The organism is Isoptericola luteus, from assembly GCF_020297055.1.
GTDB lineage: Bacteria > Actinomycetota > Actinomycetes > Actinomycetales > Cellulomonadaceae > Isoptericola > Isoptericola luteus.
Window position 1 is genome coordinate 343,856 of sequence record NZ_JAIXCQ010000003.1, and the last position, 26,461, is coordinate 370,316.

Below are 26,461 nucleotides of genomic sequence, written 5' to 3' on the forward strand. Positions count from 1 at the left end.
GTCACGCTACCCAGAGCGGTGCCGTCCGGCATCGTGAGCCGTCAGGAGGGGGCCGGATGACCTACGGGATCCTGGTCGTGTGCACGGGGAACATCTGCAGGTCGGCCGCCGCGGAGCACCTGCTCGCCCGGGGTCTGGACGACTCGGTGGCGCCCGCCAGCGCGGGCACGCAGGGCCTGCCGGGATGGCCCGTCGACCCGCCGGTCGCAGCCCGCCTGGCCGCCGACGGCATCGACGCCTCCGCGTTTCGCTCCCGCCCCCTGACGGCGGGCATGATGGCCGAGGCCGACCTGGTGCTCACGCTGACGGGTGCGCATCGTGCCGCCGCGCTCGAGCTGTACCCCGCCCGCGTGCGGCAGACGCTGACCCTCGGCGAGCTCTCCCGCCTGGCGTCGACGCTCCCCGCGGGCGCCGTCAGCGGCAGCACCGACGCGGAACGGCTCGCCGCCCTCGTCGAGGCCGCTCTGGCGCGGCGGCCGCTGTTCGTCGGAGCGGGGGCCGACGACGACGTCCCCGACCCGTACCGGCGCCCGGACGACGAGTACGAGCGCGCCTACGCCCAGCTGTCCCGGCACGTCGACCGTCTGCTGACGGCGCTGCACGGATGACGCGAGCCCTCAGTACGCCCCGCGGGCGGAGAGGACGGCCTTCGCGGTGCGGACCAGGATGAGGAAGTCGCCGAACAGCGTCCAGTTCTCGGCGTAGTAGACGTCGAGGCGCACCGTCTCCTCCCACGACAGGGAGGACCGCCCGCCCACCTGCCACAGGCCGGTGATGCCCGGCTTCACCCGCAGCCGACGACGCATCCGTGCCTCGTACCTCGAGACCTCCTGCGGCAGCGGCGGGCGCGGCCCGACCAGCGACATCTGGCCGGCGAGCACGTTGAACAGCTGGGGCAGCTCGTCCAGGGAGTAGCGCCGGATGACCTTGCCGACGCGGGTCACGCGCGGGTCCTCGCGGAGCTTGAACAGGACGCCCGCCCCGTCGCTCTCGCCGCCCAGCAGGCGGGCGTCACGGTCCGCGCCGACCCGCATCGAGCGGAACTTCAGCATCTTGAACGTGCGCCCGTCGCGTCCCACGCGGTCCTGGCGGAACAGGACGCCGCCGCGGCTCGTGAGGGCGACGGCGAGAGCCACGGGGATCATGACGGGCAGCGTCAGCACGGTGATCAGGGCGGCACCGATCCAGTCCGCCACGGACTTCAGCACGTACCGCGGGCCGGTGAACCGGGGCGCGTCCACGTGCAGCAGGGAGACCGACTGCTCCGGGGTGACGGTGATGCGGGGGCCGGCGACGTCCGCCAGCTCGGCGGTGAGCATGAGGTCGACGCCCGCGGGCTCGAGCTCCCAGCCGAGCCGGCGCACGACGTCGGCCGTGATGCAGTCCGAACCGCTCACCGCGACGCAGTCGGCACCGACGGCGGCCGCCATCGCGCCGGCGGTCGTCAGGTCGCCGAGCACCGGCACCCCCAGGACCTCCTCGCCCGGACGCGCCCCGCCGGACGCCGGCACGCACACGCCCACGACGCGATAGCCCGACGGGCGGCTGTTGAGCTCGCTGATGAGCCGTTCGACCTGGTCGCGCAGCCCGACGGCGAGCACCTGCGTCACCGCGTGGCCGCGCAGCCGTTGTCGGTGCAGCCAGGTGCGGTTCGCCCACCGGCCCGCGAGCAGCGCGACCACGCCGAGCGGCACAGCGACCAGGAGGAACGTCCGCAGGCCCGGCCACGCCGAGACGATCAGCGCGAACAGGGCCAGCGGGGTGACGAGCCGCCACGACGCGTCGAACACCCGCTGGTACTCGGAGGGGCCGGAGGCGAAGACGCGCACGTCGTAGGAGCGGGCGAGGCCCAGACCGCAGAGCCAGGCCACGGACAGCGCGAGCGCGAGCAGGATCTGGTCGCCGAGCACCGAGGACGTCAGGCTGTCCGCCGTGACCCGGCCGCGGAACAGCGCCGCGACCACCGCGGTGCCGACCACGACGCCGGCGTCCGTGAGCAGCAGCCGGCGCCGGTACACCGACTGCCAGGAGACGGCGCGAAAGGTGTCGCGCACCTCGCGGAGCCGCGCCGCCCGGATGGCGGCGAGCCGCGATCGCGGCTGCAACCGGTTGTCCGGGACGGTGATCACGGCTGGTCCTTCCTCGGGCGTGTCGGGTGGCGGAATCGGCCTCACCACAGTAGGAGCGGAACAGGGCCGGAATGGGCCATCCGATGGTCGTTTCACCCGAGTCTCACCCGCGTTTCACCCCCACGGACGCAGCGCTCTGACCGGCGGTTTCACCCGCTCTTCATCCTTGACCTCTCCCGCCCGGGGTGGGTGGGCAGGCCGTGCCTAGACTTGCCCCGTGCCCTCGATCGTGAGGCTGCTGCTGCAGCCGGACATGCGCCGTCCCGCGCCGCCTCCGGCGCGCGTCGACCTGCGCCGCGTCCTGCTCGGCGGGATCGCGGCCTGGGCCCTCGCGCTCGCGGTGTCGGCGGTGCTCCTGGCGACGTCGCACGCCACGGTCACCACGATCGTCACGTGCGTGGCGGGGATCCTGCTCGGCGGGGCCGGGCTGCTGTGGGAGCGGCGCAACCGCCGGTCCTACCGCGGCGACGACTGACCGTCTACCCCCAGGCCGTGGTGGCCCACAGCGTGGTCGCTCGCTCCGGCGCGGCGAGCACGGTGGCCAGGAGCGCGGCCCTGTCCGGCCGGCCGAGCAGGTCGGCGAGCGCGTCGGCCAGCCCGGCGAGGTCCGTGGCGTGGGCCCGCCCCTCGGCGTCGACCCACCACGGCACCGGGCTGCCCGCGACGGACAGCCGGTCGTGCTCGAACCACGTCGCGGGCAGGCGCGGGTCGAGCTCGACGACCCGGACGTCGAGCTCCCGCTCCCGGCCCAGCCCGTCGGGCGACGGCAGTCCGTCCTCCCCCACGACGGGCAGGTCGAGCAGGTCGGCGACCGCGGCCGCCTCCGGCTGGGGCACGGGCAGCACGGGTCCCAGCACCGCCCAGCGGGCCGTGCCCGCCACCTCGACGTCCTCGGCCCGGTGCACGACGACGTCGCTCGCGTCCAGCGCGGGCAGCCGCTCCGGCAGCGGGTCGAGCGCCCGGGCACGCTGGGCCGGGCTGAGCCGCATCGCCAGGCTCGCGATGCCCCGCCACACCCCGAGGGCGACGGGCAGCGCGACCGGCGTGCCCACCTCGGGCAGCCGGTCCAGCGCGGCCGGCCAGTCGGCGGGGGCGAGCGCCCCGAGCCCGTCGACGGCACCGATGGCGCGCAGCACCTCGTCGTCGAGCCCTGCGAGCGCCGGCGGCACGACGGGCAGCAGAGGGACGTCCTCGCGCGCCGCGAACGGCGCTCCCAGCCGGCGCCGCAACCACCACGCGGTGTACGACGGCGCCCCGGCGACGGGGGTGAGCAGCGCCCGGCGGGCGTCCGGGTCGGCGGCGACGCGCGTCAGCACGTCCGCCCAGCGCTCGGCGTCGACCCCGCGGCCGGGGTCGGTACCGGCGCTCGGGGTCTCGCCCGGGGTGCGGTCCCGCGCGTCGCGACCAGGGTCGTCGTCATCAAGGTCGGCGGGGTCGTCCCGGTCGTCGCCCGGGTCGCGGTCCGCGCCGGTGTCCGTCACCGCGTCCAGGTCGGCGACGGCGAGCACGTCCCCGACGTCGACACCCGGCCCGACCCGGCCGGCGAGGAAGCGCAGGTAGTCGGCCCACCCGGCGAGCCAGCCCGCCGGGTCGTCGGGCCCGTGGTCGGCCTCGGGCTCCGGGTCGTCGACGTCCGGGGTGAGCACGTCCGACACCCGGTAGACGACGACGTCGGCGTGCGAGCCGACGGCGCGCAGCAGCTCCTGGCCGTGCCGTGCGAGGGCCACCCGGGTGACGGGCGCCAGGCCTTCCAGGGCCGCGGCCGCCCAGGACCCGGGCACGGTGGTCTCGCGGGCGGGCGCGAGCTCGCCGTCGGTCGTGGGCAGGGGCAGCTCGCCGAGCCAGAACGGAAAGCCCTCGGCCCCCTCGGGCAGCGCGAGCCGCGCCAGCGAGAACGCCGTCTCCACCACCTCGCGCGGGCCGGCGTCCACGGGCCCCACGAACGTCGTCGGGCCGGGCCCGTCGTCGACCGGCGGCAGCTCGGAGGCGCCGTCGAGCAGCGCCTCGGCCGCCGCGAGCGCGAGGGCACGCACGCCGTCGTCGTCGAGCAGCGCCCGGGCGCTCGTGGGGGTGGCGCCCGCGCGCACCAGCAGCGGGTGGGCGGCGTCGGGGTGCACGACCCGGACGCCGAGCGTGCGGGCGATCGCCACGAGCGCGGGGTCGTCGTCGTCCTCGGGGAGCACGACGGTGCCGCGCACCCCGGAGGTGCGGCCGTCCACGAGCGGGATGCGCGCCCCGGCGAGCGCCTCGAGCACGCCCGCGTCCGAGGCGTACGGCTCCAGCGCCTGGCACAGTGCGTACCAGCGCTCCGGCCGGGACCCTGCGGGCAGGTCGGCGACGATGTCCGCCAGCGGCGCCGTCGTCGCGCCGAGCAGTCGCGCGACCGCCTGGTGCCGCGGCTCGACGGCGACCAGCCCGGGCACCACGGGGGCGAGCGCGGCGACCAGGGTCGCGTCCCCGCCCGGCAGGCCGGCGAGCGCCAACGAGTCCTGCGGCGCCTGCCCCCTCAGGAGGCGGGTGCCCCGCAGCGCCTCGAGCGCGACGTCGCGGATCGCCGCGTCCAGCTCGCCGGCGGGCAGGTCGACCGGGACGGCGTCGAGGACGTGCGCGCCGCGACCGGCCCCTGGGCCGGTGCCGGGTGCGTCGGCGCCGGGTGCGCCGGCGTCGGCCCGCTCGGCCAGGACGCCGAGCAGCTCGGCGAACACGGCGCCCGCCTCGGCCACGAGGCGGTCCGTCGCGGCGCCGGGCAGCACGCTGCGGCGGCCCGGGTCCACCGGGAACGACGCGACCAGCAGCCCGGGCAGCGTGAGCGGCACGTCCGTGGGCGTCGGCGCGTGCAGCACGCCCGCGGCCGCCGCACCCGCCCGCGGCAGCGCCCAGGTGACCGACCACGTGGTGCGCCGCTGTTCCCTCGGCAGCTCCGCGACGTCGTCCGGCGCGAGCTCGCCCGACCGGCGCACGACGTCCCACCGCTCCCCCACGTCGCGGACCACGCGGGCCGCGTCGTGCCCCCCGGGCTCGACGACGACCGTGTCGAGCGCGGGCAGGGCCAGCAGCAGCGCGTCGTCGACGGCGTCGAGCTGGGCGCGGACCGCGTCCACGGCGTCGTCGCGCAGCTCCAGCTCGACCACGGTCGCGACGCCGTCGGCGCCCGGCGCGTCAGCACCCAGCGCGGGGGCGGGGAACGGCAGGCGGAGCACCGGCACGTCGTCGCCGCGCTGGGCCACCGCCGCGCGCAGCCGCCCGGCGTCCTCGTCCCCGCGGTCCGTGGCGTCGTCGAGCGCGGCGCGCGTCAGGGGCAGCGAGAAGCGCACGCCACCCGACGTCGAGCGCACCGCGACGTCGTCCGACACGGACCGTACGGCGGCGAAGCCGACGCCGAACCGGCCCACCTCGACGTCGCCGGCAGGCCCGCCGGACTTGGCCGAGGCGCGCAGGGAGGCGAGCGAGGCGACGCCGGCGGCGTCGAGCGGGGACCCGGTGTTCGCGGCGACGAGGCGCCAGCGTCCGCCGGGCGCGCCCGGCGTCGCCGGGGGGACGAGGCGCAGCGTCAGGCGGCCGGGCACGCCGGCACGAGCCGCGGCGTCCGCCGCGTTCTGCGCGAGCTCGACGACGACCCGGTCGCGGTAGTAGCCGCGGGCGTGGTCCTCCTCGGCGTTGGCGTCCTCGCGGAACCGGGTCCCGGAGGTGAGCCAGGCCTGCACGACGGCGGACCGCAGCGCCGCGGTGTCGAACGGGTCGCCGACGGCGGTCGGGTCAGGCTCGACCTCGTGCGTCGGGGGCTCGGCGGGATCGGCCACCGGCCGCCTCACAACTCGTCGGCGGCGGGATCGATCCGCTCGATGCTGACCTCGTCGATCAGCGGGGCGTCGGCCGGCCAGTCGGTGGGCGGCTGCTCGACGTCGGTCTCGGAGTGTGCGCCGCAGCCGTGGTCGAGCGAGACGACCTTGCCGTCGTCCGGCGACCACTCGTTGGCGCAGACGGCGAAGAGCTGGCCCAGCGGTCCGGCCAGCGGGACGAGGAACGCGCAGGTGGCGCACTCGGCCTTGGACGCGACGGCGCCACGCGCCGTCGGGCCACGCGATCCGCGGTACCAGCGCTCGGCCGCCTCGTCGCGGCCCTGCGGCGACAGGACCCGGGCGCGGGCCAGGGCGAGCTCGTCGATCGCGACGGAGTCGAGCTCCTCGTCGCCGGTGGGCGTCCACCCGGGCTCGAGGCGCGGGTCGTCGGCCCGGAAGGGCAGGGTGTCGCCGGGCCCGATGTCGCCCGGGCGCAGTCGCTCCGACCAGGGCAGCCAGGCGGGCGCGAGCAGCGCCTCGTCGCCGGGCAGCAGCTCGACCTCGCACACCGTCGCGACCTTGCCGCGCGGGACCCGGGCCACGGTGACGGTCCAGTGCCAGCCGTGGTAGCCCTTCATCGCCGCGGCGAACCGGTGCGACATGAGGCGCTCGTCCTCGGCCACGACCCCCAGGTGCTCGCCCACGTCGGCGGGCGCGGACGCCACCTCTTGCGCGGCGGCACGCGCGAGGTCGACGGCGCCGAGCAGCACCGCGTCCTTGCGTGCGCGGGAGCTGACCCGCGGTGCCCGTGCGGGCGCCGGTGCGGCAGTCACCATGTCGTGTCCTGGTCCTTCAGCGTCTCGTGTGCTCGGAGTACATGTGCTCGAAGCGTCGTGTGCTCGTCAGGCTCGCGCACGCGAGCCTGACGGCTCCCGCACGCCCGTCGTCAGTGGTCGAGGTCGTCGGCGACGGCACGCAGCAGCGAGGCCACCCGCTTGCCCGTCGCGTTCTCAGGGTACTTGCCGCGCTTGAGCTGGTCGCCGACGCGGTCGAGCACCTTGATGAGGTCCTCGACGATGCCCGCCATCTCCGACGGCGCCTTGCGCTTCGCCTTGACGACCGACGGCGCGGGGTCGAGCACCGTCACCGCGAGCGCGGACGGACCGCGACGCCCGTCGGCCACACCGTAGTCGACGCGGGTGCCCGGCTTGGGGCTGGCGTCGGGGGGCAGCGCGGACGCGTGCAGGAAGACCTCGCCACCGTCGTCACCGGCGATGAATCCGAACCCGCGCTCTGCGTCATACCACTTGACCTTGCCGGTGGGCACCTCAACCTCTTCGTGCTCGTCGTTGTCGTCGACCGGCCCGCATGCGCGGCGGTCAGAGGGTCAAGGCTACCGGCCGGAACGCGCGGGCGTCGCATCGATGGCCTCGGCGGACAGGCCCAGGTCGGCGCCCAGCCGCACGGCGACGGCGTCGAACCAGCCGTCGCCGTCCGCCACCGAGCCCTCCAGGTGGCCGAACAGCTCGAACGACACCGTGCCGAACAGCGCCGTCCAGGCGATGAGCGTGCGCACCACGAGCTCGGTCGGCGCGTCGTCGGCCAGGCCCCGGTCGGCGACGAACGCACGGGCGGGGGCGACGACCTCGGTGACGTCGGGCGCTCCCGGCGCGGCGACCGGGGGGCGCGCGCCCCCCGCGTGCGCGTCGACCACGACCTGGATCAGCGTGCGGACCACGCGGGTCGCGGGGCCCACGGTGTCGCGGGGGGCCGCGTACCCGGGCACCGGCGTCCCGTACAGCAGCGCGAACTCGCCCGGGTGCTCGACCGACCAGCCCCGCAGCGCCCGGGAGGCCGCCAGCCACCGCCCGGGCCGGTCGGCCCGGTCGCACGCGGCATCGGCCTGCTCGACGGCGGCCCCGAGCTCGTCGTAGCACTCGATGATGAGCGCGGTGAGGAGCGCGTCCCGGCTGGGGAAGTACCGGTACACCGCCGAGGACACCATGCCGACGTCGCGGGCCACGGCGCGCAGCGACAGCACGGTGGGCCCCTCGTCGGTGAGGCGCGCACGGGCGGCGTCGAGGATGTCGCGCGTGAGGGTCTGGCGTGCCAGCGCGCGGGCCGTACGGGGGCGGTCGGTCATCGCCCCAGGATGCCACGCCGAGAACACTGCACACGAACGAGAGCGCCGCTCTTGTCAGACGCCGTGAGACCTGTCACGCTCGACACGGAGAGAGCGCCGCTCTCGGAATGGAGCACCAGTCATGTCCGACCGTCACCTCGTCGTCGGCGCCGGCCCCGTCGGCCGCCACGTCGCCGCGCTGCTCGCCGCGCGCGGCTCTCACGTCACCGTCGTGACCCGCTCCGGGCGCGACACCGGGCTCGACGGCGTGGCGCACGTCGCGCTCGACGCCACCGACGCCGACGCGCTGACCCGCCAGGCCGAGGGTGCCGACGTCCTCTACAACTGCGCCAACCCCGGCGACTACACCCAGTGGGACCGCGCCTGGCCCCCGCTCGCCGCCGCCGAGCGGTCCGGCGCCGTCTACGCCATCACCGGCAACCTCTATCCCTACGGTCCCGTCGACGCGCCCATGACCGAGTCCCTGCCCGATGCCGCCACCGACCACAAGGGCGTGCTGCGCGCCCGGATGTGGGCCGACGCCCGCGACGCCCTCACCGCGGGTCGGCTCAGCGGCACGGTCGAGGTGCGGAGCTCCGACTACGTGGGCCCCGGCGTCGGAGCCAACGGTCACGTCTCGCGCGTGCTGCCGGCCGCGCTGCAGGGCCGGCGGGTCACGATGATCGGCCGCACCGACATGCCGCACACCTTCACCGACGTCGGCGACGTGGCGCGCACGCTCGTCGCCGCGGCCGAGGACCCGGGCGCGCACGGCCGCACCTGGCACGTGCCCAGCAACGCGCCCCGCACCCAGGCCGAGGCGCTGGCCGACGTGCTGGCCGCCGCCGGCCGCCCGCCCGTGCGCATCGGCTCGCTGCGGGGCCCCGGCCTCGCGGTGGCGGGCCTGTTCTCCCCGCTGCTGCGGGAGCTGCGTGAGCTGCGCTACCAGTGGGACCGGCCGTACGTCATGGACTCGACCGCGGCCCGCGAACGCCTCGGGATCACGCCGACGCCGTGGGACGAGGTCTGCCTCCGCACCGCCCAGGGGTGAGGCACGGCGCGTAGCATCGATCAGATGGCCAGCACGTCGCCCGACAGCACGGCGCCCGAGAACGGTCCACGCACCTACACCGAGGCGATCCGCACGCGGTCCGACGACGCCCTGGCGGCGCTGCTGCGGGCCCGTCCCGACCTCGCCACCCCCTCGCCGTCGACGCTGCGGTCGCTGGCCGCGCGCGCGTCGAGCCGCACCAGCCTCGAGCGCGCGCTCGCGCACGCCGACGCCCGCACGCTGCAGGTGCTGGAGTCCGTGCTCGTCCTCGCCGACGAGGACCGGCCGCTCACCCCGGCGGGCGTGGTCGAGGCGCTCGGCGCGGGAGCTGCCGCGGGGGATACCGACGCGACCGGCGACGACGCAGCCGACGACGACGCGGCCGGCGACGACGCGGCCGGAGACGGCGGCGTCGTCCGGCGGGTGCTCGGGGACCTGCTCGACGCAGGGCTGCTGTGGGACGCGGGCGCCGACGCAGAGCCCGACCTGCGCCCGTGCCCGGGGCTGGCCGAGGCGCTCGGACCGTACCCCGCCGGGCTGGGACCGGCGAGGCCCGCCGAGGACCGCCCCCCGCACCCGGACCTCGACTCCCTGCCCCGCGGCGCGCGGGAGATCCTCGACGCCCTGACGTGGGGGCCGCCGGTCGGCGTCGTCCCGCCGCCGTCCAGCGCCGCCCGCCAGGTGGTCGAGGCGCTGGTCGACGCCGGCCTGCTGATCCGCACGGACGCGCGCCACGTCGTACTGCCGCGCGACGTCGGCCTGCTCCTGCGCGGCGGCCGCACCCACCCCTCCCCCGACGTCGCACCCCCGCGCCCGGACGGCCGGTCGATCGCCCCCGCGACCGTCGACGCGGAGTCCGCGAGCGCCGCCCTCGACCTGGTGCGGTACGTCGGCCTGCTGGTCGCGGCGTGGGAGGACACCCCGCCCCCGGTGCTGCGCAGCGGCGGCCTCGGCGTGCGTGACCTGCGGCGCACCGCCCTGGCCCTCGGCTGCGACGAACCGACGGCGGCGAGCGTCGTCGAGCTGGCCGCCGCGGCCGGCATCGTGGCCGACGACGGCGACGCCCCGCCGTCGTACCGGCCGACCACCGTCGCGGACGCCTGGGAGGAGCAGGACGACGCGGACCGCTGGGCGCTGCTCGCCTCCGCGTGGGCGACGTCGCGCCGCACGCCGTGGATCGTCGGCTCGCGGGACGAGCGTGGCACGGTGCGCGCGCCGCTCGCCCCCGACCTGCACCGGGCCTGGGTGCCGCGGCTGCGGACCCGCGTGCTCGAGGCGCTCGACGCCCAGCCGGCCACGGCGCTCGACCTCGACGGCGTGCTGCGGGTGCTGCGCTGGCACACCCCGCGGGCCGTGCCGCCGGAGCAGGCCGTCGCGGGGCTGCTGGACGCGGCACGGCTTCTCGGCGTGACCGGGGCGGGCGCACTGTCCGCCGCGGGACGCGCGCTGCTCGCCCACCTTCGCCCGGCGGCCCCGGGCGCGGACGATGACACCGGGGACCGCGCCGTCGCCGCCGCTACCGCCAGCGTGGGCGCCGGCGATGGCGCCGGCGATGGCGCCGGCGATGGCGAGGGCGGCGCCGGGAGCGCGGAGGTCGCAAGGCCCGGCCCCGCCGCCGCGATGCGCGCCGCGCTGCCGACCGAGGTGGACGAGGTGCTGCTGCAGGGCGATCTCACCGGGATCGTGCCGGGCCGCCCGTCGCAGGCGCTGGCACGGCTGGTGGAGCGTGCCGCCGACGTCGAGTCCCGGGGCGCGGCGACGACGGTGCGGTTCTCCGTCGCCTCGGTGACACGGGCGCTGGACCACGGCACGACGGCCGAAGAGCTGCTGGACGACCTGGCGCACCGCTCGCGCTCGGGGGTGCCCCAGCCGCTGGAGTACCTGGTGCGGGACACGGCACGCCGGCACGAGGCGGTGCGCGTGGGCACTGCCGGGTCGTACGTGCGCGCCGCGGACCCGACCACGCTGGCCGGTCTCGCCGAGGACCCGCGCCTCGCCTCGCTGGGTCTGGTGCGCCTGGCGCCGACCGTGCTCGCCGCGGCCGTCCCCGCGGCCGAGCTGCACGAGGCGCTGCGGTCGCGCGGCCTGCTGTCCGCCCTGGAGGGCCCGGACGGGCGCGTCCTCAGCGCCCGGCTGCGGCGGCCGCCACGACTGGAGCGGGCCGCCGGCAGCCGCGGGCCGACCCGGCCCGGCCCACGTCCCGACGTCGTCCCCGGTGCCGACCAGGCCGAGGCACGTGCCGCCCTGGTGGCGCGGCTGCGCGCCGCCGAGCGAGGCGAACCGACCGCCGTCGACCGCCTCGCGACGCGGGCGACGGATCGCGACACGCCCCCGCGCACCGGGCCCGTGCGGCACGCCGAGCGGGCCCCGGCAGCGACGCCGGGCCAGGTCCCTGCGCCCCCGCCGGGAGAGCCCGGTGACACCGTGGCCGTGCTCGCCGACGCCCTGCGCGACGGCCGGCTGGTGTGGATCGAGATGGTGGGGCCGCGCGGCACGCTCGAGCGGCGGGCGCTCAAGCCGCTACGGCTCGACGGTGGGCGCCTGCGCGCGCTGGACCCCGACCGGGAGGCAGAGCTCACCGTCGCGGTGCACCGCATCGCCGGCGTCGAGCCCGCCGACGAGTAGCCCTCGGAACCGACGAGTAGCCCTCGGAACAGAAACAGCCGGGCGCGGTGTTAGGAACGCTCTGGAGCCGGATCGCGACCGCAACCCCGTGCTCGGCAGTCTGAGGAGAGGAACTGGATGCCCGACGGCCCGATCATCGTGCAGAGCGACAAGTCCGTCCTGCTGGAGGTGGACCACCCGCGCGCCGACGAGGCGCGCCGCGCCATCGCGCCGTTCGCCGAGCTGGAGCGTGCCCCGGAGCACGTGCACACGTACCGGCTCACGAGCCTCGGCCTGTGGAACGCGCGCGCCGCCGGGCACGACGCCGAGCAGGTGGTCAACACGCTCATCGAGTTCTCGCGCTACCCGGTGCCGCACGCCCTGCTGATCGACGTGGCCGAGACCATGGGCCGCTACGGGCGGCTCACGCTCGCCACCCACCCCACCCACGGCCTCGTGCTGCAGGCCACCGACAAGGCCGTCCTCGCCGAGGTGCTCAAGTCCAAGCGCACCGCCGGGCTGGTGGGCGACCGCATCGACGACGAGACCGTCGTCGTGCACCGCTCCGAGCGCGGCCACCTCAAGCAGGTGCTGGTCAAGCTCGGCTGGCCCGCGGAGGACCTCGCCGGGTACGTCGACGGCGAGAAGCACCCGATCGAGCTGGCCTCCCCCACCCACCCGCGCACCCCCACGGAGCAACCCAAGGAATGGGTGATGCGCCCGTACCAGTCGCAGGCGGTCGACGGGTTCTGGCACGGCGGCTCGGGCGTCGTCGTGCTGCCGTGCGGCGCCGGCAAGACGATCGTCGGCGCGGGGGCGATGGCGAAGTCCGGCACGACGACGCTCATCCTCGTGACCAACACCGTCAGCGCCCGGCAGTGGCGCGACGAGCTCGTGCGGCGCACGAGCCTGACCGAGGACGAGATCGGCGAGTACTCGGGCGCCCGCAAGGAGATCAAGCCGGTCACCATCGCGACGTACCAGGTGCTCACGACCAAGCGGAAGGGCGTGTACGCGCACCTCGAGCTGCTGGACGCCCGCGACTGGGGCCTGGTGGTGTACGACGAGGTCCACCTGCTGCCCGCCCCGATCTTCCGCATGACGGCGGACCTGCAGGCCCGCCGCCGGCTCGGCCTGACCGCCACGCTGGTGCGCGAGGACGGTCGCGAGGACGAGGTGTTCAGCCTCATCGGGCCCAAGCGCTACGACGCCCCCTGGAAGGACATCGAGGCGCAGGGCTACATCGCGCCGGCGGACTGCGTCGAGGTGCGCCTCACCCTGCCCGAGCACGAGCGGATGGTGTACGCCACTGCGGAGCCGGAGGACAAGTACCGCCTCGCCGCCTGCGCCCCGGGCAAGAACCGGGTGGTGGAGCGGATCGTCGCTCAGCACCCCGACGACCAGGTGCTCGTCATCGGTCAGTACCTGGACCAGCTCGAGGAGCTGAGCCAGCACCTCGACGCCCCGCTCATCACGGGCGCGACGACGGTCCGCGAGCGCCAGCGCCTGTTCGAGGCGTTCCGCTCCGGGGAGATCTCGCGGCTGGTGGTGAGCAAGGTCGCGAACTTCTCCATCGACCTGCCCGAGGCCTCCGTCGCGATCCAGGTCTCCGGCTCGTTCGGGTCGCGGCAGGAGGAGGCGCAGCGCCTGGGGCGGGTCATGCGTCCCAAGGCGGACGGGCGCACCGCCCACTTCTACGCCGTCGTCACCCGCGACACCGTCGACCAGGACTTCGCCGCCCACCGGCAGCGCTTCCTGGCGGAGCAGGGGTACGCCTACCGCATCGTCGACGCCGAGGACCTGGACGCCGTCGCCTGACGGCGTCGGTCGCCGGCGCCGCCTGCCCGATGTCCGCACACGCCGCGGCGCGCGTGCGGGCATCGTCCAGCCGACGCACCGTGGCCGTATGACCCGATTCGGCTACACCCTCATGACCGAGCAGGCCGGGCCGCAGCAGCTCGTGGAGTACGCGGTGGCGGCGGAGGCCTGCGGCTTCGACCTCGAGGTCTGCAGCGACCACTACTTCCCGTGGCTCGACACGCAGGGCCACTCGCCGTTCGCGTGGAGCGTCCTGGGCGCGGTCGCGCACGCGACCGAGCGCGTGGACCTCATGACGTACGTGACGTGCCCGACCGTCCGCTACCACCCCGCGGTGGTCGCGCAGCAGGCCGCGACCGTGGGCGTGCTGTCCGACGGTCGGTTCACCCTCGGCCTCGGCGCGGGCGAGAACCTCAACGAGCACGTCGTCGGGGCCCGCTGGCCCGCGGTGGACGAGCGCCACGAGATGCTCGAGGAGGCGGTGGAGATCATCGGGGCCCTGCTCGGCGGCGAGCTGATCAGCTACCGCGGGGACCACTTCCAGGTCGACTCGGCGCGCCTGTGGGACCTGCCCGACGAGCCCGTGGAGATCGGCGTGGCCGTGTCGGGACCGAGCTCCGTGGAGCAGTTCGCCCCCGTGGCCGACCACCTGGTCACGACCGAGCCGAAGCCCGAGCTCCTGCAGCAGTGGGACCGGCTCCGCGACGCGGACGACCTGCCGCGGTCGCGCAAGATCGGCCAGATGCCGATCTCCTGGGACCCGGACCGCGACGCCGCGATCGAGCGTGCGCACCGCGAGTTCCGCTGGTCCGGGCTCGGCTGGCCGGTGAACGCGAACCTGCCCACCACGGAGGCGTTCGAGCGGGCGACGGTGTTCGTGCGCCCGCAGGACGTCGCCGACGCGGTCCCGTGCGGGCCCGACCTGGACGCCGTCGTCGAGGCGGCGTCCGCCTGGTGGGAGGCGGGCTTCACCGACCTGGCGCTGGTCCAGATCGGCGACGAGCGCCAGCGGGAGTTCCTCGACCGTGCCGCCGGCCCGCTCCTGGAGAAGCTGCGGGCGGCCGCCCCGGCCACGTAGGGAGCCGTCTCCGGGAGGGTCGCGGCCAGGAGCTCGCGGCCAGGAGCCCGCGGCCCCCGCCGTGCCCGAGGGCGCGGCCCCGGCTAGGTTCCCTCCATGAGCCCGCTGCCCGCGGACGTCCCGGACCCCGGGGTAGCCCGGTCGCCGCTGCCCGACGCCCGCCGCCCACCGCCGTGGGTGCCGCGCGCGCTGCTCATGGCCACCGTGGCCGTGTTCGTCGCCCTCGCCGTCGGCTACGCCCTGGGCCAGCTGCGCGGGCTGATCGTCAACCTCGTCCTGGCGCTCTTCCTCGGCCTCGCCCTGGAACCGGTCGTGCGGTGGCTGGTGCAGCACCGGTGGCGCCGCCCGGCGGCGGCGTTCGTGGCGCTCGTCGGGTCGCTGCTGCTGGTCGTGGTGGTGATGCTGCTGTTCGGCAACCTGTTCGTGCAGCAGCTCGTCCAGCTGATCTCCGCGCTGCCCGCGCTGTACCTGGACGTGCAGGGGTGGCTCCAGTCCCGCTTCGACGTCACGCTGCCCGCGTCCGACGACCTGCTGCGCCAGGCCGTCGACCAGTTCGGCGCGGACGTCGCCTCGGGGACGATCCTGGTCGGCACCACCATCCTCGGCGGGGTGTTCGCCGCGCTGACCATCCTCTTGGTGACCTACTACCTGCTGGCCGCCGGGCCCCGGTTCCGTGCCGTCGTGTGCAGCTGGTTCACCCCGGACCGGCAGACCGAGGTGCTGCGGCTGTGGGAGATCACCCAGATCAAGGTGTCGGACTTCATCAGCTCTCGCATCGTGCTCGCGGCGCTGTCCGCGGCGTTCACCTTCGCGTTCCTGCTCCTCGTCGGCACCCCGTACGCCCTGCCCCTGGCCGTCTTCACCGGGGTGGTCTCCCAGTTCGTGCCCACGATCGGCACGTACATCGCGGGAGCGCTGCCCGTCGCCGTCGCGCTCACCTCGCAGGGCCTCGGGTACGGCATCGCCGTGCTGGTGTTCATCGTCGCGTACCAGCAGCTGGAGAACCTCGTGTTCTCCCCGAAGGTGTCCGCCCGCGCGCTGGAGATGAACCCCGCGGTGAGCTTCGTCGCGGTGCTCGCGTTCGGCGCCGTCCTCGGGCCGCTCGGCGCGTTCCTCGCCCTGCCCGTCGCGGCCACGATCCAGGCGGTCGGGAACACCTACCTGCACCGGTACGAGCTCGTCGACTCCGAGCTGCTGCACGACCCCCGGCGTCCCGTCGCGCGCCCGGGGCCCGACGACGCGCCGTCGGACGAGGTCGTGTGAGCGGAGCGCGCGCCACGGGCTTCACCCGCGCCGCAGAGCCCGGCGAATTGCGCCGAAACCGGCAGCGAGACACGATCAGGACGTGAACGCGCCCGACCCGACCGTGCCGCGTCGCACGGCCGCAGTCCTCCTTGCCTCTCTCGTCGCCGCCCTCCTTCTCCTCGTCGCCTCGCTCGTGCCGGGCCTCCCGGCGCACGCGCAGCCACCGCTGACGGACCTCGACGGCGAGATCACGGACGTCTCGGGGGTGCTCGGCGACGACGACGCGGAGGTCACGGCCGCGCTCGACAGGCTGGCGGCCCAGACGCCGTACCAGCTGTTCGTCGTCTACGTGGAGTCGTTCGACGGCATCAACGGGCGCGACTGGGCCAACGCCACGGCGACCAACGCGTCCCTCGGCGTCGACGACCTGCTGCTCGCCGTCGCGACCGGCGACCGGGTGTACGGGCTGTCCGTCCACAACAACATCGCCCTGAGCGACGAGCAGCTCGACGCGATCGAGGCCGCCACCGAGGACGCGCTGCGCGAGGACGACTGGGCCGGCGCCACGGTCGCGGCCGTGGACGCCGTGCTCGACGGCTCCGGGTCGTCAGGCGGCGGAGGCCTGGGCACGGTCGTCGTCGGCGTCGGCGTCGCGCTCCTGGTCGTGCTGCTGGTGGTGGGCGTCGGGTTCTGGCTCCGTTCCCGACGGCGCAGGTCGGCGTCGCGGCCGACCGTCGGCCGGCACGGGACCGCGGTGCCCGGCGAGGACGCGCTCGCCGCCCTCGACACCGACGAGCTCGAGCGGCGGGCCGGGGCGGCGCTCGTCGGCATCGACGACGCCCTCCGCACGAGCGAGCAGGAGCTCGGCTTCGCGCAGGCGGAGTTCGGCGTCGAGGCCACGAGCGACTTCGTCGCCGCCCTGGGGCGGGCCAGGACGGACGCGACCGCGGCGTTCAAGTGCCGCCAGGAGCTGGACGACGCCGCCGTCGACGACGAGGCGCTGCGACGGGGCCTGCTCCTCGAGATCCTGCGCCGGTGCGAGCGCGCCGCCACCGCCCTGGACGAGCAGACCGACGCCTTCGACGACCTGCGTGACCTGCACGGGCGTGCCCCCGAGCTGCTCGACAGCACGGCACAGCGCGCGGACGAGCTCGAGGCGCGGATCGGGGTCGCCCGGCAGACGGTCACCGGCCTCGCCACCACCTACCCGGCGTCCGCGCTCGCCTCCGTGCGCCAGAACCCCGACCAGGCCCAGGCGCTCGTCGCGCACGCCCGCGAGGCGGTCTCCACAGGCAGGGCGGCGCTGTCCCAGCGCACCCGCACCACCGCCGTCGGGCACCTGCGCGCCGCGCAGAACGCGCTGGGCCAGGCGGCCACCCTGCTCGACGCCGTCGACACCGCGGGCACCGACCTCGCGACCGCGGGCACCGACCTCGACAAGGGCATCGCGTCCCTGGCGCAGGACGTCGCGGACGCCGGCCGACTCCAGGGCGCGGAGGGTCTCGGTGCCGCCGTCGCGCCCGCCGCGACGGAGGCCGCCGCCGCGATCGAGCAGGCGCGCGCGGCCCGCTCCGGCGGCGATCCCCTCGCCGCGCTGCGGCGGCTCACCGCGGCCGAGGCCGCGCTCGACGCCGCGCTCGCACCGGCGCGGCAGCAGGCCGAGGCCGACGCCCGCTCCAAGGCGCTGCTGCGCGACGTGCTGCCGCGGGTCGACTCCCAGGTGCGCGCCACGCAGGACTACGTCGCGACCCGCCGCGGCGCCGTCGGCGCCCAGGCACGCACCCGCCTCGCCGAGGCAGCGCGGCTCGCCGACGAGGCGCGCCGGCGGCAGCAGACCGACCCTGCCGGCGCCGTCGCGACGGCGCAGCGCGCCGAGGCGCTGGCCGACGAGGCCGCGCGCCTCGCCCGCCAGGACACCTCCGGCTGGGGCATGAACCAGGGCGTCGGCACCGGCACCGGGTCGGGCGCCACCGGGATGGTGCTGGGCGGGATCCTGCTCGACTCGATCCTGCGCGGCTCCGGCGGCGGCATCGGGGGGTTCGGGGGCGGGTCACGACGACGCTCCGGCGGCGCCGGCGGGTTCGGCGGCGGCTTCGGCGGCGGCGGCTTCGGCGGCGGGAGCATCGGCTCTGGACGCGGCGGACGCAGCCGGGGAGGATCGGGCGGGAACCGGGGAGGACGTGGCGGACGTTCCCGTGGTGGACGATTCTGACGACGCGTGTCAGACGACGAGCACGACCAGCGGAAGGAAGCACGACCCATGACCCAGAAGCAGAGCATCCTCGGGCGGATCGGGCAGCTCGCGAAGGCCAACATCAATGCCCTGATCGACCGTGCCGAGGACCCGCAGAAGATGCTGGATCAGCTCGTGCGCGACTACACCAACAGCATCGCCGAGGCCGAGCAGGCGATCGCCCAGACGATCGGCAACCTGCGGCTGGCCGAGCAGGACTACAACGAGGACATCGCCGCCGCGAGCGAGTGGGGTACCAAGGCCCTGGCCGCGTCGCGCAAGGCCGACGACCTGCGGGCCGCCGGCAACGCCGGCGAGGCCGACCGGTTCGACCAGCTGACCAAGATCGCGCTCCGCAAGCAGATGGACGCGGAGTCCGAGGTCAAGCAGGCGCAGCCGATGATCGAGCAGCAGCGCGTGACGGTCGACAAGCTCAAGACCGGCCTGGCCGCCATGAAGGACAAGCTCGGCGAGCTCAAGTCCCGCCGCGACCAGCTCGTCGCCCGGCAGAAGGCCGCGCAGGCCCAGCAGACCGTCCAGGGTGCGATCAGCTCGATCAACGTGCTCGACCCGACCAGCGAGCTCTCGCGGTTCGAGGAGACCGTCCGCCGCGAGGAGGCCCTGGCGATGGGCCAGGCGGAGATCGCCGCGTCGTCGCTCGACGCCCAGTTCGCCGAGCTCGAGGACGCCGGCGCCGAGCTCGAGCTGGAGGCTCGGCTCGCCGCGCTGAAGTCCGGCAGCGCCGGTCAGATCTCGCCGTCGTCGACCCCGGCGATCGAGTCCTGACCGCCGCCCTCCCGGCCGGCGCCTGACGCGACGGACCCCGGGCCGTGCTCCCCGCACGGCCCGGGGTCCTCGAGCGTCAGGCCGCGGAGCACTCCGCGGTCAGGTCGCCCGGCGAGCCGGAGCCGATCAGCCCGAACGTCGTCGACGCCCCGGCGGCGAGCCGGCCGTTCCACCCTGCGTCGGACACCGTGCCCCCGGACAGCACGCCGTTCCACACCTGGGCGATCGTCAGGCCCGGCAGCGCGACCGCCCAGCCATCGACCGCCTCCGTGGCCGTGACCGTCACGTCGGCCTGGAAGCCGCCGGACCACGAGCTCGTCACGCTGACCTGGGCGGAGCAGACGCCGTCGCCCGTGCCGTCGTCACCGCCGTCGTCACCACCGTCGTCACCACCACCGTCGTCACCACCACCGTCGTCACCACCACCGTCGTCACCACCACCGTCGTCACCACCACCGTCGTCACCGCCGCCGACGATGTCGCCACCGCCGATGTTGATGTCGGAGCACAGGTAGTACGACTGGTCGAGGTGGCTCGCCTGCCAGACCGTGAACAGGACGGCGCGGCCGTCGTGGCCGGTGAGGTCGACGTCGGTCCGGTACGGCGACTGCGCGGGGTAGGACCCGGTCTCCTGCACCAGCTCCAGGTCGTCCCAGCCGAGCGCCTCAGTGGTGGGGTCGAAGCCCTGCCTTGAGACGTAGATCCGCAGGTAGTCGGCCCCGTGGTTGGCGCCGTCGGTCAGGGTGAGCTCGAACTGATGCTCGACCCCCGTCGCGTACCAGCCGCCGGGCGTGTCCAGGTAGTCGTAGCGGCCCGCCGACGTCTGACCACCGGAACAGAGCTGCCCGTCCGGGATCGCGGCCTCGTGCGCGCCGCCGACGTTCTCCCGGAACAGTCCGTTCCAGTTCCACATGGCGCTGGGGTCGGCGCCCCACGCGCCCCAGCACATCGGGTCGAGGTCGGCCATCTCCGGGTTCTGGAAGTCGTCGCCCCAGCGGTCCCAGCAGCCGTAGTTGCGGGTGGGCGGGTCGGTGACGGAGCCGTGCGCGGCGGCTGACCCGGCGCCGGCCGTGGCGACGGCCATGACCGCGAAGGGTGCGACGAGCGCCGCGACGGCCGCCATGGCGGCCCTGCGCCATCGGGTGGTGCGAGGCCTGGTGCTGGTGCGGGACCTGGTGCGGGACCTGGTGCGGGACCTGGTGCGGGACACGGTCGTCCTCCTGTGCTCGTGCGGAGGTCGCGGCGTGCAGTGTCGCGACGTCGCGACCCGGACCGTGCCATTCGGCCACGGGGCCCCGGGGCCGTCCACGCCATGAATCGTTTTGGTGGGCCTGCCGATACCCTGAGACCCATGTCCCCCGCCTTCACCACCCCGGTCCCCGCGAGCGCCCCCGCCCCCGCCGAGGCCGACGCGCGCCGCACCTACCTCCTGGTGGACGGCGAGAACATCGACGCCACGCTCGGCATGAACGTGCTCAACCGGCGGCCCAACCCGGAGGAGCGCCCGCGCTGGGACCGCGTCACCACGTACGCGCAGAAGCTGTGGGGGCAGGACGTCGTCCCGCTGTTCTTCCTCAACGCCAGCAGCGGCCAGATGCCGATGTCGTTCGTCCAGGCGCTGCTCGCGATGGGTTACCGGCCGATCCCGCTGGCGTCGTCGGGCACCGAGAAGGTCGTCGACGTCGGTATCCAGCGCACGCTCGAGGCGCTGGCCGACCGTGACGGCGACGTGCTCCTCGCCAGCCACGACGGGGACTTCCTGCCGCAGATCGAGGCGCTGCTCGGCGCGGACCGCAAGGTCGGCCTGCTCGCCTTCCGCGAGTTCGTCAACGGCCAGTTCACTCAGCTCACGGAGCAGGGGCTGGAGATGTTCGACCTCGAGGGCGACGCCGACGCGTTCACCGCCCCGCTGCCGCGCGTGCGGATCATCCCGCTCGACGAGTTCGACCCGCTCCGCTATCTCTGATCGTTGTGAGCGGGCGTTTGGCCCTGTTTCGCGACCGAAACAGGGCCAAACGGGGGGGGGGGGGGGGCGGGGGGCCCCCCCCCCCCCCCCGCCCCCCCCCCCCCCCCCCCCCCAACAACCGCCAGGCACCACGGCCGGGTGCTCAGCCGGTGGCCCGCAGCTCCCGGTACAAGGGCGTCACGTACCCCGGCGTGAACCCCACGCCGCCGAGCAGCCCGGTGAGCCGGGCGGCCTCCGCGGCCACCGCCGCGCGGGCGTCGGTACCGACGTCCTCCAGGATCCGCCACACCACCTCGCCGTCGGGGAGCGCCGTCCACGCGCCCACGACCCTCCCCTGCCACCACACGGTGGCGCCCGCGTTCCCGGCCGAGTCGAAGAGCAGGGGCCGGTGCGGGCCGAGGTACCAGTCGCGGGCCGTCCAGCCCATCACGGTGGGGTCGAGGGTGGGCAGCAGCGCCACGTGCTGCTCCACGACGGCGTCCACGGCGGGGTCGTCGAGGCCCTCGAGCCCGCCGTCCCCCTCGGGACCGCGCAGCATCACCCCGTCGACGACGACGGCGTCCCCGCCGAGGGGGCCGACGTCGACCTCGACCTCGCGCAGGTCGAGGTCCGCGAGCGCCCGTCGCGTCTGGCCGAGGTTCCAGCCGGTCCACCACTTCAGGTCCGCGACCGTCGCCGGCCCGAACGCCGCCAGCCAGGACCGGGCGAGCTCGGTCCGGGCGGCGTCCTCGTCCAGCACCGGGATGCCGTCCGGGAACCAGTCGGACATGAGCGACCACACGTGCCGCGGTGATGACCACGCGCCGCGCGGCTCGCCCCGCACCACGTCCCCCTGGGCCGAGAGCAGCGAGAGCAGCGGCGAGGTCAGGGTGCGGCGGACGTCCCAGACCTTGTCCGTGGTGGGCAGGAACGCCGTGCGCAGCAGGGGTGCGGCCCGGGCCAGCTCCGCGCCGTCGAGCGGCCCGTGCTCCGCGAGGACCGCCCGGACCTGAGCCTGCGCCGCCTCGAGCAGCGCGCCGGGGTCCGCCACGGGCGGGTCGGTGGGCAGGGTGGCGAGCTCCTTGAGCAGCCGGGTCCGCAGCCGCGCTGCCACCGTGAGGGACGCGCCGGCATGGACGACGGGGACCACGGAGCGCGGCACCACGAACATCGTGCGCCGCATGCCGAGCACCTTGACGAGGCTGCGCCGCTCGAACAGCGCCGCACGCACGTCGTCGACCGTCAGCCCGGGCACCCGCGCGAGCACCGCGAGGTGCACGCTGGGCGCGTCCGTGGCGTGCAGCGCGACGAGCCGGTCGGTGACGTCCTCCGGCGACACCGCCGCACGCCGCCCGGGCAGGTCGACGCCCAGCGCGAGCTGGTGCGCCACGAGCCGACGACGACGCTGCTCCCCGGTGATCCGCACGCCGGACATCCTGGCCGACGCCACCGACACCCCCCGGCACCCACCGGCACCCACCGGCATCCACCGGCATCCACCGGCACAGACGCCCCCGCGATCCCTGCGTCGTCCGAGGCTGTTCCCAGGCACCTCTCAGAAGCCCGTCCCACACTGGGACCCATGAGCACACCCGAGGCACGGCTCGTCGTCGTCGACGACGAGCCCAACATCCGCGAGCTGCTGTCCACCTCCCTCCGGTTCGCCGGCTTCGAGGTGCACGCGGCCGGGGACGGCAACAGCGCGCTGGCGCTGGTGCACGACGTCGATCCCGACCTCGTGGTGCTCGACGTCATGCTCCCCGACATGGACGGCTTCACCGTCACCCGCCGCATGCGGTCCTCGGGGCGGCACACGCCCGTCCTGTTCCTCACCGCCCGCGACGACACCCAGGACAAGGTGCAGGGCCTCACCGTGGGCGGCGACGACTACGTCACCAAGCCGTTCAGCCTGGAGGAGGTCGTGGCCCGCATCCGCGCGGTGCTGCGCCGCACGCACGCGGGCGAGCCCGAGGACGAGGCCGTGCTGCGCGTCGGCGACCTCGAGATGGACGAGGACAGCCACGAGGTGCACCGCGCCGGCATCGAGGTCGACCTGTCGCCCACCGAGTTCAAGCTGCTTCGGTACCTCATGCTCAACGCCGGCCGCGTCCTGTCGAAGTCGCAGATCCTCGACCACGTGTGGCAGTACGACTGGGGCGGCGACGCGAACATCGTCGAGTCCTACATCTCCTACCTGCGGCGCAAGATCGACAACCTCACCGTGCCCGGCCCCGACGGCGACGCTGTCGCCCTGCCCCCGCTCATCCACACCAAGCGGGGCGTCGGCTACCTGCTGCGAGCGCCGCAGGCGCGATGAGCACCCCGCTGCCACCGGACGACACGGCGAAGGGCGCGAGAGTGCCGGACGAGCCGTCGGACGCGAAGAGCGGCCCGGGCTGGCTCGAGCGCGTGCCGCTGCGCACCCGGCTCGTGGCCGTCACCGTGCTGCTGCTCATGGCAGGGCTCATCCTGGCGGCCGCCGTGACGCGCACCGTCGTCTCCGACTACCTCGTGCGGCAGGTGGACCAGCAGCTCAAGCAGTCGGCGACCGCCGTCGCGAACGTCACCCTCCGTGCCTCCGACTCCCCCGGCGCGCAGATCCCGACCGACTACGCCGTGACCATCCGTGACGCCGACGGCGAGGGCCGGACGATCGCTTGGCCGCAGACCGAGAGGATCCTGGGCACGCCCGACATCCCGCACGAGACCCTCGAGCAGGTGTCCGCGCGGCACGAGAGTCCGTTCACCGTCACCTCGACCGGGGGCGAGCGGGACACGAGCTGGCGCGTGGTGCCGTTCGTGTACACCGCGAACGGCGAACCGGTCGGCGCCGCCTACGTCTCCCTGCCGCTGGTGGGCGTGGACGAGACGGTCTCCTTCCTCACCCGCTCGCTGCTGCTGTCCAGCCTCGGCATCGTGCTGCTCGGCGGCGCGACGGCGCTGCTGCTGGTGCACCGGTCGCTGCGGCCGCTGCGGCGCATCGAGGCGACAGCGGCCGAGATCGCCGACGGCGACCTGTCCCAGCGCGTTCCTGACCTGCCGCCGACGACGGAGGTCGGCTCGCTGTCTCGGTCGCTCAACACGATGCTGGCGCACATCGAGCGTGCGTTCGCGGCGCAGGAGGAGTCCGAGCGCCGCATGCGCCGGTTCGTCTCCGACGCGAGCCACGAGCTGCGCACGCCGCTGGCCACCGTCCGGGGCTACGGCGAGCTGTACCGGATGGGCGCGCTGGACACTCCCGACAAGGTCGAGGACACGATGTCCCGCATCGAGGGCTCCGCCACCCGGATGGGCACGCTCGTCAACGACCTGCTCGTGCTCGCCCGTCTGGACGAGGGCCGGCCGCTACGGCACGAGCCCGTCGACCTGGTCGCGCTGGCGCGCGACGCCGCCCAGGACCTGCACGCGCTCGACCCCACCCGCGAGGTCACCGTCATCTCGCTGGCGGGCGGCGACGCGCCGTCGGCGGCCCGTGTCACGGGCGACGGGGACCGGCTGCGCCAGGTCCTCACCAACCTCGTGGGCAACGTCGCGCGCCACACGCCTGCCGGCTCGCCCGCCGAGCTGGCCGTGGGGACGGCTCCCGCCGGCGCCGTCGTGCTGGAGGTGCGCGACCACGGGGCCGGCATCACCGACGAGCAGGCGACCCGGATCTTCGAGCGCTTCTACCGCGCGGACTCGTCGCGCAACCGCGAGTCGGGCGGGTCCGGGCTGGGGATGGCGATCGTCGCCGCCATCGTGGGCGCGCACGCCGGGCACGTCACCGTCGCGCCCACCGTGGGCGGTGGCCTCACCGTGCGCGTGGAGCTTCCTGCCGCCGCGGACTGAGCGCGCCGCGGGCTCGAGGTCGCAGGCCGGTCGTAATCTGGCCGTGAGTGGGGCAGAATGCACCGCCGTACCCTCCGGACCTCCGACGACGGAAAGCCTGATAGCGATGGGCGTGCACCACGCCGACGCACCCGCCTGGTTCCTCTCCGCCTTCAAGCGGGCCGCACGCGGCGCGGGGGCCACCGCGGACGACGACGCCGTCCGTGCGATCGGGGAGGACCTGGTCGACCGGTGGTCGGAACCCGACCGCAGGTTCCACAACCTGCGCCACCTGGCCGACGTCCTGCACCGTGTGGACGAGCTCGCCGAGGAGGTGCACGAGCCCGACCTGGTACGGCTCGCCGCCTGGTACCACGGCGCGGTGTTCGACGCCGCTCGCAAGGTCGCGTACGCCACGCAGGGCGGGGAGCAGACGACCGTGAGCGCCGAGCTGGCGCGGACGCAGCTCATTGGCATCGGCATGGCCCCGCGGGCGGCCGAGCGGGTCGCCGCCCTCGTGGACTCCCTCGCCCGGCACAAGCCGCTGGCCGGCGACGTCGACTCGGCGGTGCTCAACGACGCCGACCTGGGGATGCTGGCCACCGAGCCCCAGCGGTACCGCGAGTACATGGCCGACGTGCGCGCCGAGTACGCGCACATCCCGCTGCCCGACTACCTCGACGCACGCATCCGCGTCCTCACCAAGCTGCTGCAGCGCCGGTCCCTGTTCTGGAGCCCCATGGGCGCCGCCTGGGAGGAGGCCGCGCGCCAGAACGTGGACGCCGAGCTCCACCGGCTGCTCAAGGAGCGCTCCCGGCTGCCCGAGCCGCCGCCCACCGCGGAGTAGGCGGTTGTCCACAGGCTGTGCACGGCCCCGACGCGCGATGGCGTCGAGCCCCTAGCGTCGTCGACGGCATCCCCTACACGGGGCACGACGGCGAAGGAGGACACGTGCGGTACGAGGTCGACAGCGAACGGGTCGCGCAGGCGAGCGCGGCGGTCAACGGATCGGTCGCGGCCATCCGCTCGGAGGTGGGAGCGATGATGCGCCACCTGCAGGACCTGCAGACCGGCTGGCACGGCAGCGCGGCGACGTCGTTCGCCGGCGTCATGGGCCAGTGGCAGACGACACAGACCCAGGTCGAGGCGGCGCTCGACGCCGTGACGGCGGCCCTGTCGTCCGCGTCGCGCACCTATGCGGACGCGGAAGCGCAGGCCACCCGGCTGTTCGCGCGCTGAACCGGGGCCCCGGGCCGGACGGCCCGGGGCCCGCTCGCCGGCGCCCGGCGGGGCACGATCGGCCACCTGGACGCGCGCTCGGTCCTGGGTGGTTGCCGGACGGCCTAGGCTCGAGGGGTGGCTACCTTTTCCGCCGTGACCCGGCAGCACATCCTCCAGGCGATCACCGAGTACGACGCGCGCGGCGCGGAGAACCTTCTCGGCGTCTACGGCTTCGCGCCGTCGACCCGCGACGTCTTCGTCCACGAGGGCCGCACGTACGACGCCAAGGCGGTGCTGGGCGTGGCGCACCGGTACGCGACGGGACGAGCGGCGACCACCGACGAGCTCTCCGGCGGCAAGGTCGACACCTCCTCCCTGCTGCGCAAGCGCGGCTTCGAGGTGCCCGCCCGAGCCGTCGTGGCACAACCTCGCAAGCGTGCGGTGCGCAAGACGGACGTGCCCGAGCCGCCGCCCGCGATCTGTCCCACCTGCTCCATGACGCTCCCCGGTACCGGGATCTGCGACGACTGCGGCTGACGGGTCCCGCCGAGATAGAGAAGGCCCCTCGCTGAGATAGAGAAGAGGGGGGGCCGCCCCCGGGGGGGGGGCCCCGCGGGATGTATACCGCAGGGGGGGGGAAGAG

At 75.2% G+C, this 26,461-nt stretch carries 23 protein-coding genes; 16 read left to right on the top strand and 7 right to left on the bottom strand.

Annotation, left to right across the window (positions count from 1 at the left end; genetic code table 11):
* Positions 1 to 56 precede the first annotated feature (56 nt).
* Positions 57 to 608, top strand: a complete 552-nt coding sequence (locus LEP48_RS06525) for an arsenate reductase/protein-tyrosine-phosphatase family protein (protein WP_225564763.1) — start codon at positions 57 to 59, stop codon at positions 606 to 608.
* Between the two features lie 9 nt (positions 609 to 617).
* Here the strand turns inward: LEP48_RS06525 and LEP48_RS06530 are convergent, their stop codons facing one another.
* Positions 618 to 2,129: a sugar transferase gene (locus tag LEP48_RS06530; protein WP_225564764.1), complete on the bottom strand. Its 1,512-nt coding sequence runs from the start codon at positions 2,127 to 2,129 to the stop codon at positions 618 to 620.
* A 217-nt stretch (positions 2,130 to 2,346) separates the two neighbouring features.
* Here LEP48_RS06530 and LEP48_RS06535 point away from each other — a divergent pair, with 217 nt between their 5' ends.
* Positions 2,347 to 2,604 (top strand): DUF2530 domain-containing protein, encoded by a 258-nt coding sequence (locus tag LEP48_RS06535; protein ID WP_225564765.1) that lies wholly within the window; start codon positions 2,347 to 2,349, stop codon positions 2,602 to 2,604.
* A 4-nt stretch (positions 2,605 to 2,608) separates the two neighbouring features.
* Here LEP48_RS06535 and LEP48_RS06540 read toward each other — a convergent pair whose 3' ends face one another.
* The 4 genes from LEP48_RS06540 to LEP48_RS06555 form a co-directional block, all read right to left on the bottom strand.
* The gene (locus LEP48_RS06540) at positions 2,609 to 5,929 is read right to left on the bottom strand and encodes a sacsin N-terminal ATP-binding-like domain-containing protein (RefSeq protein WP_225564766.1); all 3,321 of its coding nucleotides are present in this window, start codon (positions 5,927 to 5,929) and stop codon (positions 2,609 to 2,611) included.
* 8 nt (positions 5,930 to 5,937) lie between these two features.
* Entirely contained in the window at positions 5,938 to 6,744 is an 807-nt protein-coding gene (locus tag LEP48_RS06545) for a DUF3027 domain-containing protein (protein WP_225564767.1), read from the bottom strand.
* A gap of 110 nt (positions 6,745 to 6,854) precedes the next feature.
* A complete protein-coding gene (locus tag LEP48_RS06550) occupies positions 6,855 to 7,235 on the bottom strand; it encodes a cold-shock protein (RefSeq protein WP_225564768.1) in 381 nt (126 codons plus the stop codon).
* A gap of 66 nt (positions 7,236 to 7,301) precedes the next feature.
* A complete protein-coding gene (locus tag LEP48_RS06555; RefSeq protein WP_225564769.1) occupies positions 7,302 to 8,051 on the bottom strand; it encodes a TetR/AcrR family transcriptional regulator in 750 nt (249 codons plus the stop codon).
* 121 nt (positions 8,052 to 8,172) lie between these two features.
* Here LEP48_RS06555 and LEP48_RS06560 point away from each other — a divergent pair, with 121 nt between their 5' ends.
* The 7 genes from LEP48_RS06560 to LEP48_RS06590 all read left to right on the top strand — a co-directional run bounded on the left by LEP48_RS06560 (position 8,173) and on the right by LEP48_RS06590 (position 18,845).
* Positions 8,173 to 9,081, top strand: coding sequence for an NAD-dependent epimerase/dehydratase family protein (locus tag LEP48_RS06560; RefSeq protein WP_225564770.1), 909 nt, complete (start codon positions 8,173 to 8,175; stop codon positions 9,079 to 9,081).
* A 24-nt stretch (positions 9,082 to 9,105) separates the two neighbouring features.
* Positions 9,106 to 11,706: a helicase-associated domain-containing protein gene (locus tag LEP48_RS06565; protein WP_225564771.1), complete on the top strand. Its 2,601-nt coding sequence runs from the start codon at positions 9,106 to 9,108 to the stop codon at positions 11,704 to 11,706.
* Positions 11,707 to 11,823: 117 nt separating this feature from the next.
* Entirely contained in the window at positions 11,824 to 13,503 is a 1,680-nt protein-coding gene (locus LEP48_RS06570) for a DNA repair helicase XPB (protein ID WP_225564772.1), read from the top strand.
* Positions 13,504 to 13,591: 88 nt separating this feature from the next.
* A complete protein-coding gene (locus LEP48_RS06575; RefSeq protein WP_225564773.1) occupies positions 13,592 to 14,581 on the top strand; it encodes a TIGR03557 family F420-dependent LLM class oxidoreductase in 990 nt (329 codons plus the stop codon).
* A 96-nt stretch (positions 14,582 to 14,677) separates the two neighbouring features.
* A complete protein-coding gene (locus tag LEP48_RS06580; protein WP_225564774.1) occupies positions 14,678 to 15,844 on the top strand; it encodes an AI-2E family transporter in 1,167 nt (388 codons plus the stop codon).
* Positions 15,845 to 15,926: 82 nt separating this feature from the next.
* Positions 15,927 to 18,038, top strand: coding sequence for a TPM domain-containing protein (locus tag LEP48_RS06585; protein WP_225564775.1), 2,112 nt, complete (start codon positions 15,927 to 15,929; stop codon positions 18,036 to 18,038).
* A gap of 48 nt (positions 18,039 to 18,086) precedes the next feature.
* Positions 18,087 to 18,845: a PspA/IM30 family protein gene (locus LEP48_RS06590; RefSeq protein ID WP_225564776.1), complete on the top strand. Its 759-nt coding sequence runs from the start codon at positions 18,087 to 18,089 to the stop codon at positions 18,843 to 18,845.
* Positions 18,846 to 18,921: 76 nt separating this feature from the next.
* Here the strand turns inward: LEP48_RS06590 and LEP48_RS06595 are convergent, their stop codons facing one another.
* On the bottom strand, positions 18,922 to 19,929 hold the full coding sequence (locus LEP48_RS06595; protein WP_225564777.1) for a lytic polysaccharide monooxygenase: 1,008 nt from the start codon (positions 19,927 to 19,929) through the stop codon (positions 18,922 to 18,924).
* Here LEP48_RS06595 and LEP48_RS06600 point away from each other — a divergent pair.
* Positions 19,928 to 20,161: a hypothetical protein gene (locus tag LEP48_RS06600; protein WP_225564778.1), complete on the top strand. Its 234-nt coding sequence runs from the start codon at positions 19,928 to 19,930 to the stop codon at positions 20,159 to 20,161. The two genes, LEP48_RS06595 and LEP48_RS06600, sit on opposite strands and share 2 nt — an antisense overlap.
* A gap of 35 nt (positions 20,162 to 20,196) precedes the next feature.
* The gene (locus tag LEP48_RS06605; RefSeq protein ID WP_225564779.1) at positions 20,197 to 20,811 is read left to right on the top strand and encodes an NYN domain-containing protein; all 615 of its coding nucleotides are present in this window, start codon (positions 20,197 to 20,199) and stop codon (positions 20,809 to 20,811) included.
* A gap of 142 nt (positions 20,812 to 20,953) precedes the next feature.
* On the opposite strand, the gene LEP48_RS06610 is transcribed toward LEP48_RS06605, so the two are convergent.
* The gene (locus LEP48_RS06610) at positions 20,954 to 22,216 is read right to left on the bottom strand and encodes a winged helix DNA-binding domain-containing protein (RefSeq protein WP_225564780.1); all 1,263 of its coding nucleotides are present in this window, start codon (positions 22,214 to 22,216) and stop codon (positions 20,954 to 20,956) included.
* 156 nt (positions 22,217 to 22,372) lie between these two features.
* Here LEP48_RS06610 and LEP48_RS06615 point away from each other — a divergent pair, with 156 nt between their 5' ends.
* The 5 genes from LEP48_RS06615 (at position 22,373) to LEP48_RS06635 (ending at position 26,355) form a co-directional block, all read left to right on the top strand.
* Complete coding sequence (locus LEP48_RS06615) at positions 22,373 to 23,107, top strand: response regulator transcription factor (protein ID WP_225564781.1); 735 nt, start codon at positions 22,373 to 22,375, stop codon at positions 23,105 to 23,107.
* On the top strand, positions 23,104 to 24,618 hold the full coding sequence (locus LEP48_RS06620) for a sensor histidine kinase (RefSeq protein WP_225564782.1): 1,515 nt from the start codon (positions 23,104 to 23,106) through the stop codon (positions 24,616 to 24,618). Before LEP48_RS06615 ends, LEP48_RS06620 begins: the two co-directional genes overlap by 4 nt.
* Positions 24,619 to 24,724: 106 nt before the next feature.
* Positions 24,725 to 25,444 carry an HD domain-containing protein gene (locus LEP48_RS06625; protein ID WP_225564783.1) on the top strand — a complete coding sequence of 240 codons (720 nt, stop codon included), beginning with the start codon at positions 24,725 to 24,727 and terminating at the stop codon, positions 25,442 to 25,444.
* Between the two features lie 104 nt (positions 25,445 to 25,548).
* Positions 25,549 to 25,836 carry a WXG100 family type VII secretion target gene (locus LEP48_RS18760; RefSeq protein ID WP_225564784.1) on the top strand — a complete coding sequence of 96 codons (288 nt, stop codon included), beginning with the start codon at positions 25,549 to 25,551 and terminating at the stop codon, positions 25,834 to 25,836.
* Positions 25,837 to 25,953: 117 nt separating this feature from the next.
* Positions 25,954 to 26,355 carry a ScoMcrA-related endonuclease gene (locus LEP48_RS06635; protein ID WP_225564785.1) on the top strand — a complete coding sequence of 134 codons (402 nt, stop codon included), beginning with the start codon at positions 25,954 to 25,956 and terminating at the stop codon, positions 26,353 to 26,355.
* The last annotated feature ends 106 nt before the right edge of the window (positions 26,356 to 26,461 follow it).

What these genes read in the sequence shown, in the direction of transcription:
- LEP48_RS06595 (WP_225564777.1), bottom strand. Translation starts at nt 19,929, where the DNA reads ATGGCCGTCGCCACGGCCGGCGCCGGGTCAGCCGCCGCGCACGGCTCC.
- LEP48_RS06590 (WP_225564776.1), top strand. Translation starts at nt 18,087, where the DNA reads ATGACCCAGAAGCAGAGCATCCTCGGGCGGATCGGGCAGCTCGCGAAG.
- LEP48_RS06565 (WP_225564771.1), top strand. Translation starts at nt 9,106, where the DNA reads ATGGCCAGCACGTCGCCCGACAGCACGGCGCCCGAGAACGGTCCACGC.
- LEP48_RS06545 (WP_225564767.1), bottom strand. Translation starts at nt 6,744, where the DNA reads ATGGTGACTGCCGCACCGGCGCCCGCACGGGCACCGCGGGTCAGCTCC.
- LEP48_RS06560 (WP_225564770.1), top strand. Translation starts at nt 8,173, where the DNA reads ATGTCCGACCGTCACCTCGTCGTCGGCGCCGGCCCCGTCGGCCGCCAC.
- LEP48_RS06620 (WP_225564782.1), top strand. Translation starts at nt 23,104, where the DNA reads ATGAGCACCCCGCTGCCACCGGACGACACGGCGAAGGGCGCGAGAGTG.
- LEP48_RS06580 (WP_225564774.1), top strand. Translation starts at nt 14,678, where the DNA reads ATGAGCCCGCTGCCCGCGGACGTCCCGGACCCCGGGGTAGCCCGGTCG.
- LEP48_RS06555 (WP_225564769.1), bottom strand. Translation starts at nt 8,051, where the DNA reads ATGACCGACCGCCCCCGTACGGCCCGCGCGCTGGCACGCCAGACCCTC.
- LEP48_RS06605 (WP_225564779.1), top strand. Translation starts at nt 20,197, where the DNA reads ATGTCCCCCGCCTTCACCACCCCGGTCCCCGCGAGCGCCCCCGCCCCC.
- LEP48_RS06625 (WP_225564783.1), top strand. Translation starts at nt 24,725, where the DNA reads ATGGGCGTGCACCACGCCGACGCACCCGCCTGGTTCCTCTCCGCCTTC.
- LEP48_RS06575 (WP_225564773.1), top strand. Translation starts at nt 13,592, where the DNA reads ATGACCCGATTCGGCTACACCCTCATGACCGAGCAGGCCGGGCCGCAG.
- LEP48_RS06615 (WP_225564781.1), top strand. Translation starts at nt 22,373, where the DNA reads ATGAGCACACCCGAGGCACGGCTCGTCGTCGTCGACGACGAGCCCAAC.
- LEP48_RS06525 (WP_225564763.1), top strand. Translation starts at nt 57, where the DNA reads ATGACCTACGGGATCCTGGTCGTGTGCACGGGGAACATCTGCAGGTCG.
- LEP48_RS06570 (WP_225564772.1), top strand. Translation starts at nt 11,824, where the DNA reads ATGCCCGACGGCCCGATCATCGTGCAGAGCGACAAGTCCGTCCTGCTG.
- LEP48_RS06600 (WP_225564778.1), top strand. Translation starts at nt 19,928, where the DNA reads ATGACCGCGAAGGGTGCGACGAGCGCCGCGACGGCCGCCATGGCGGCC.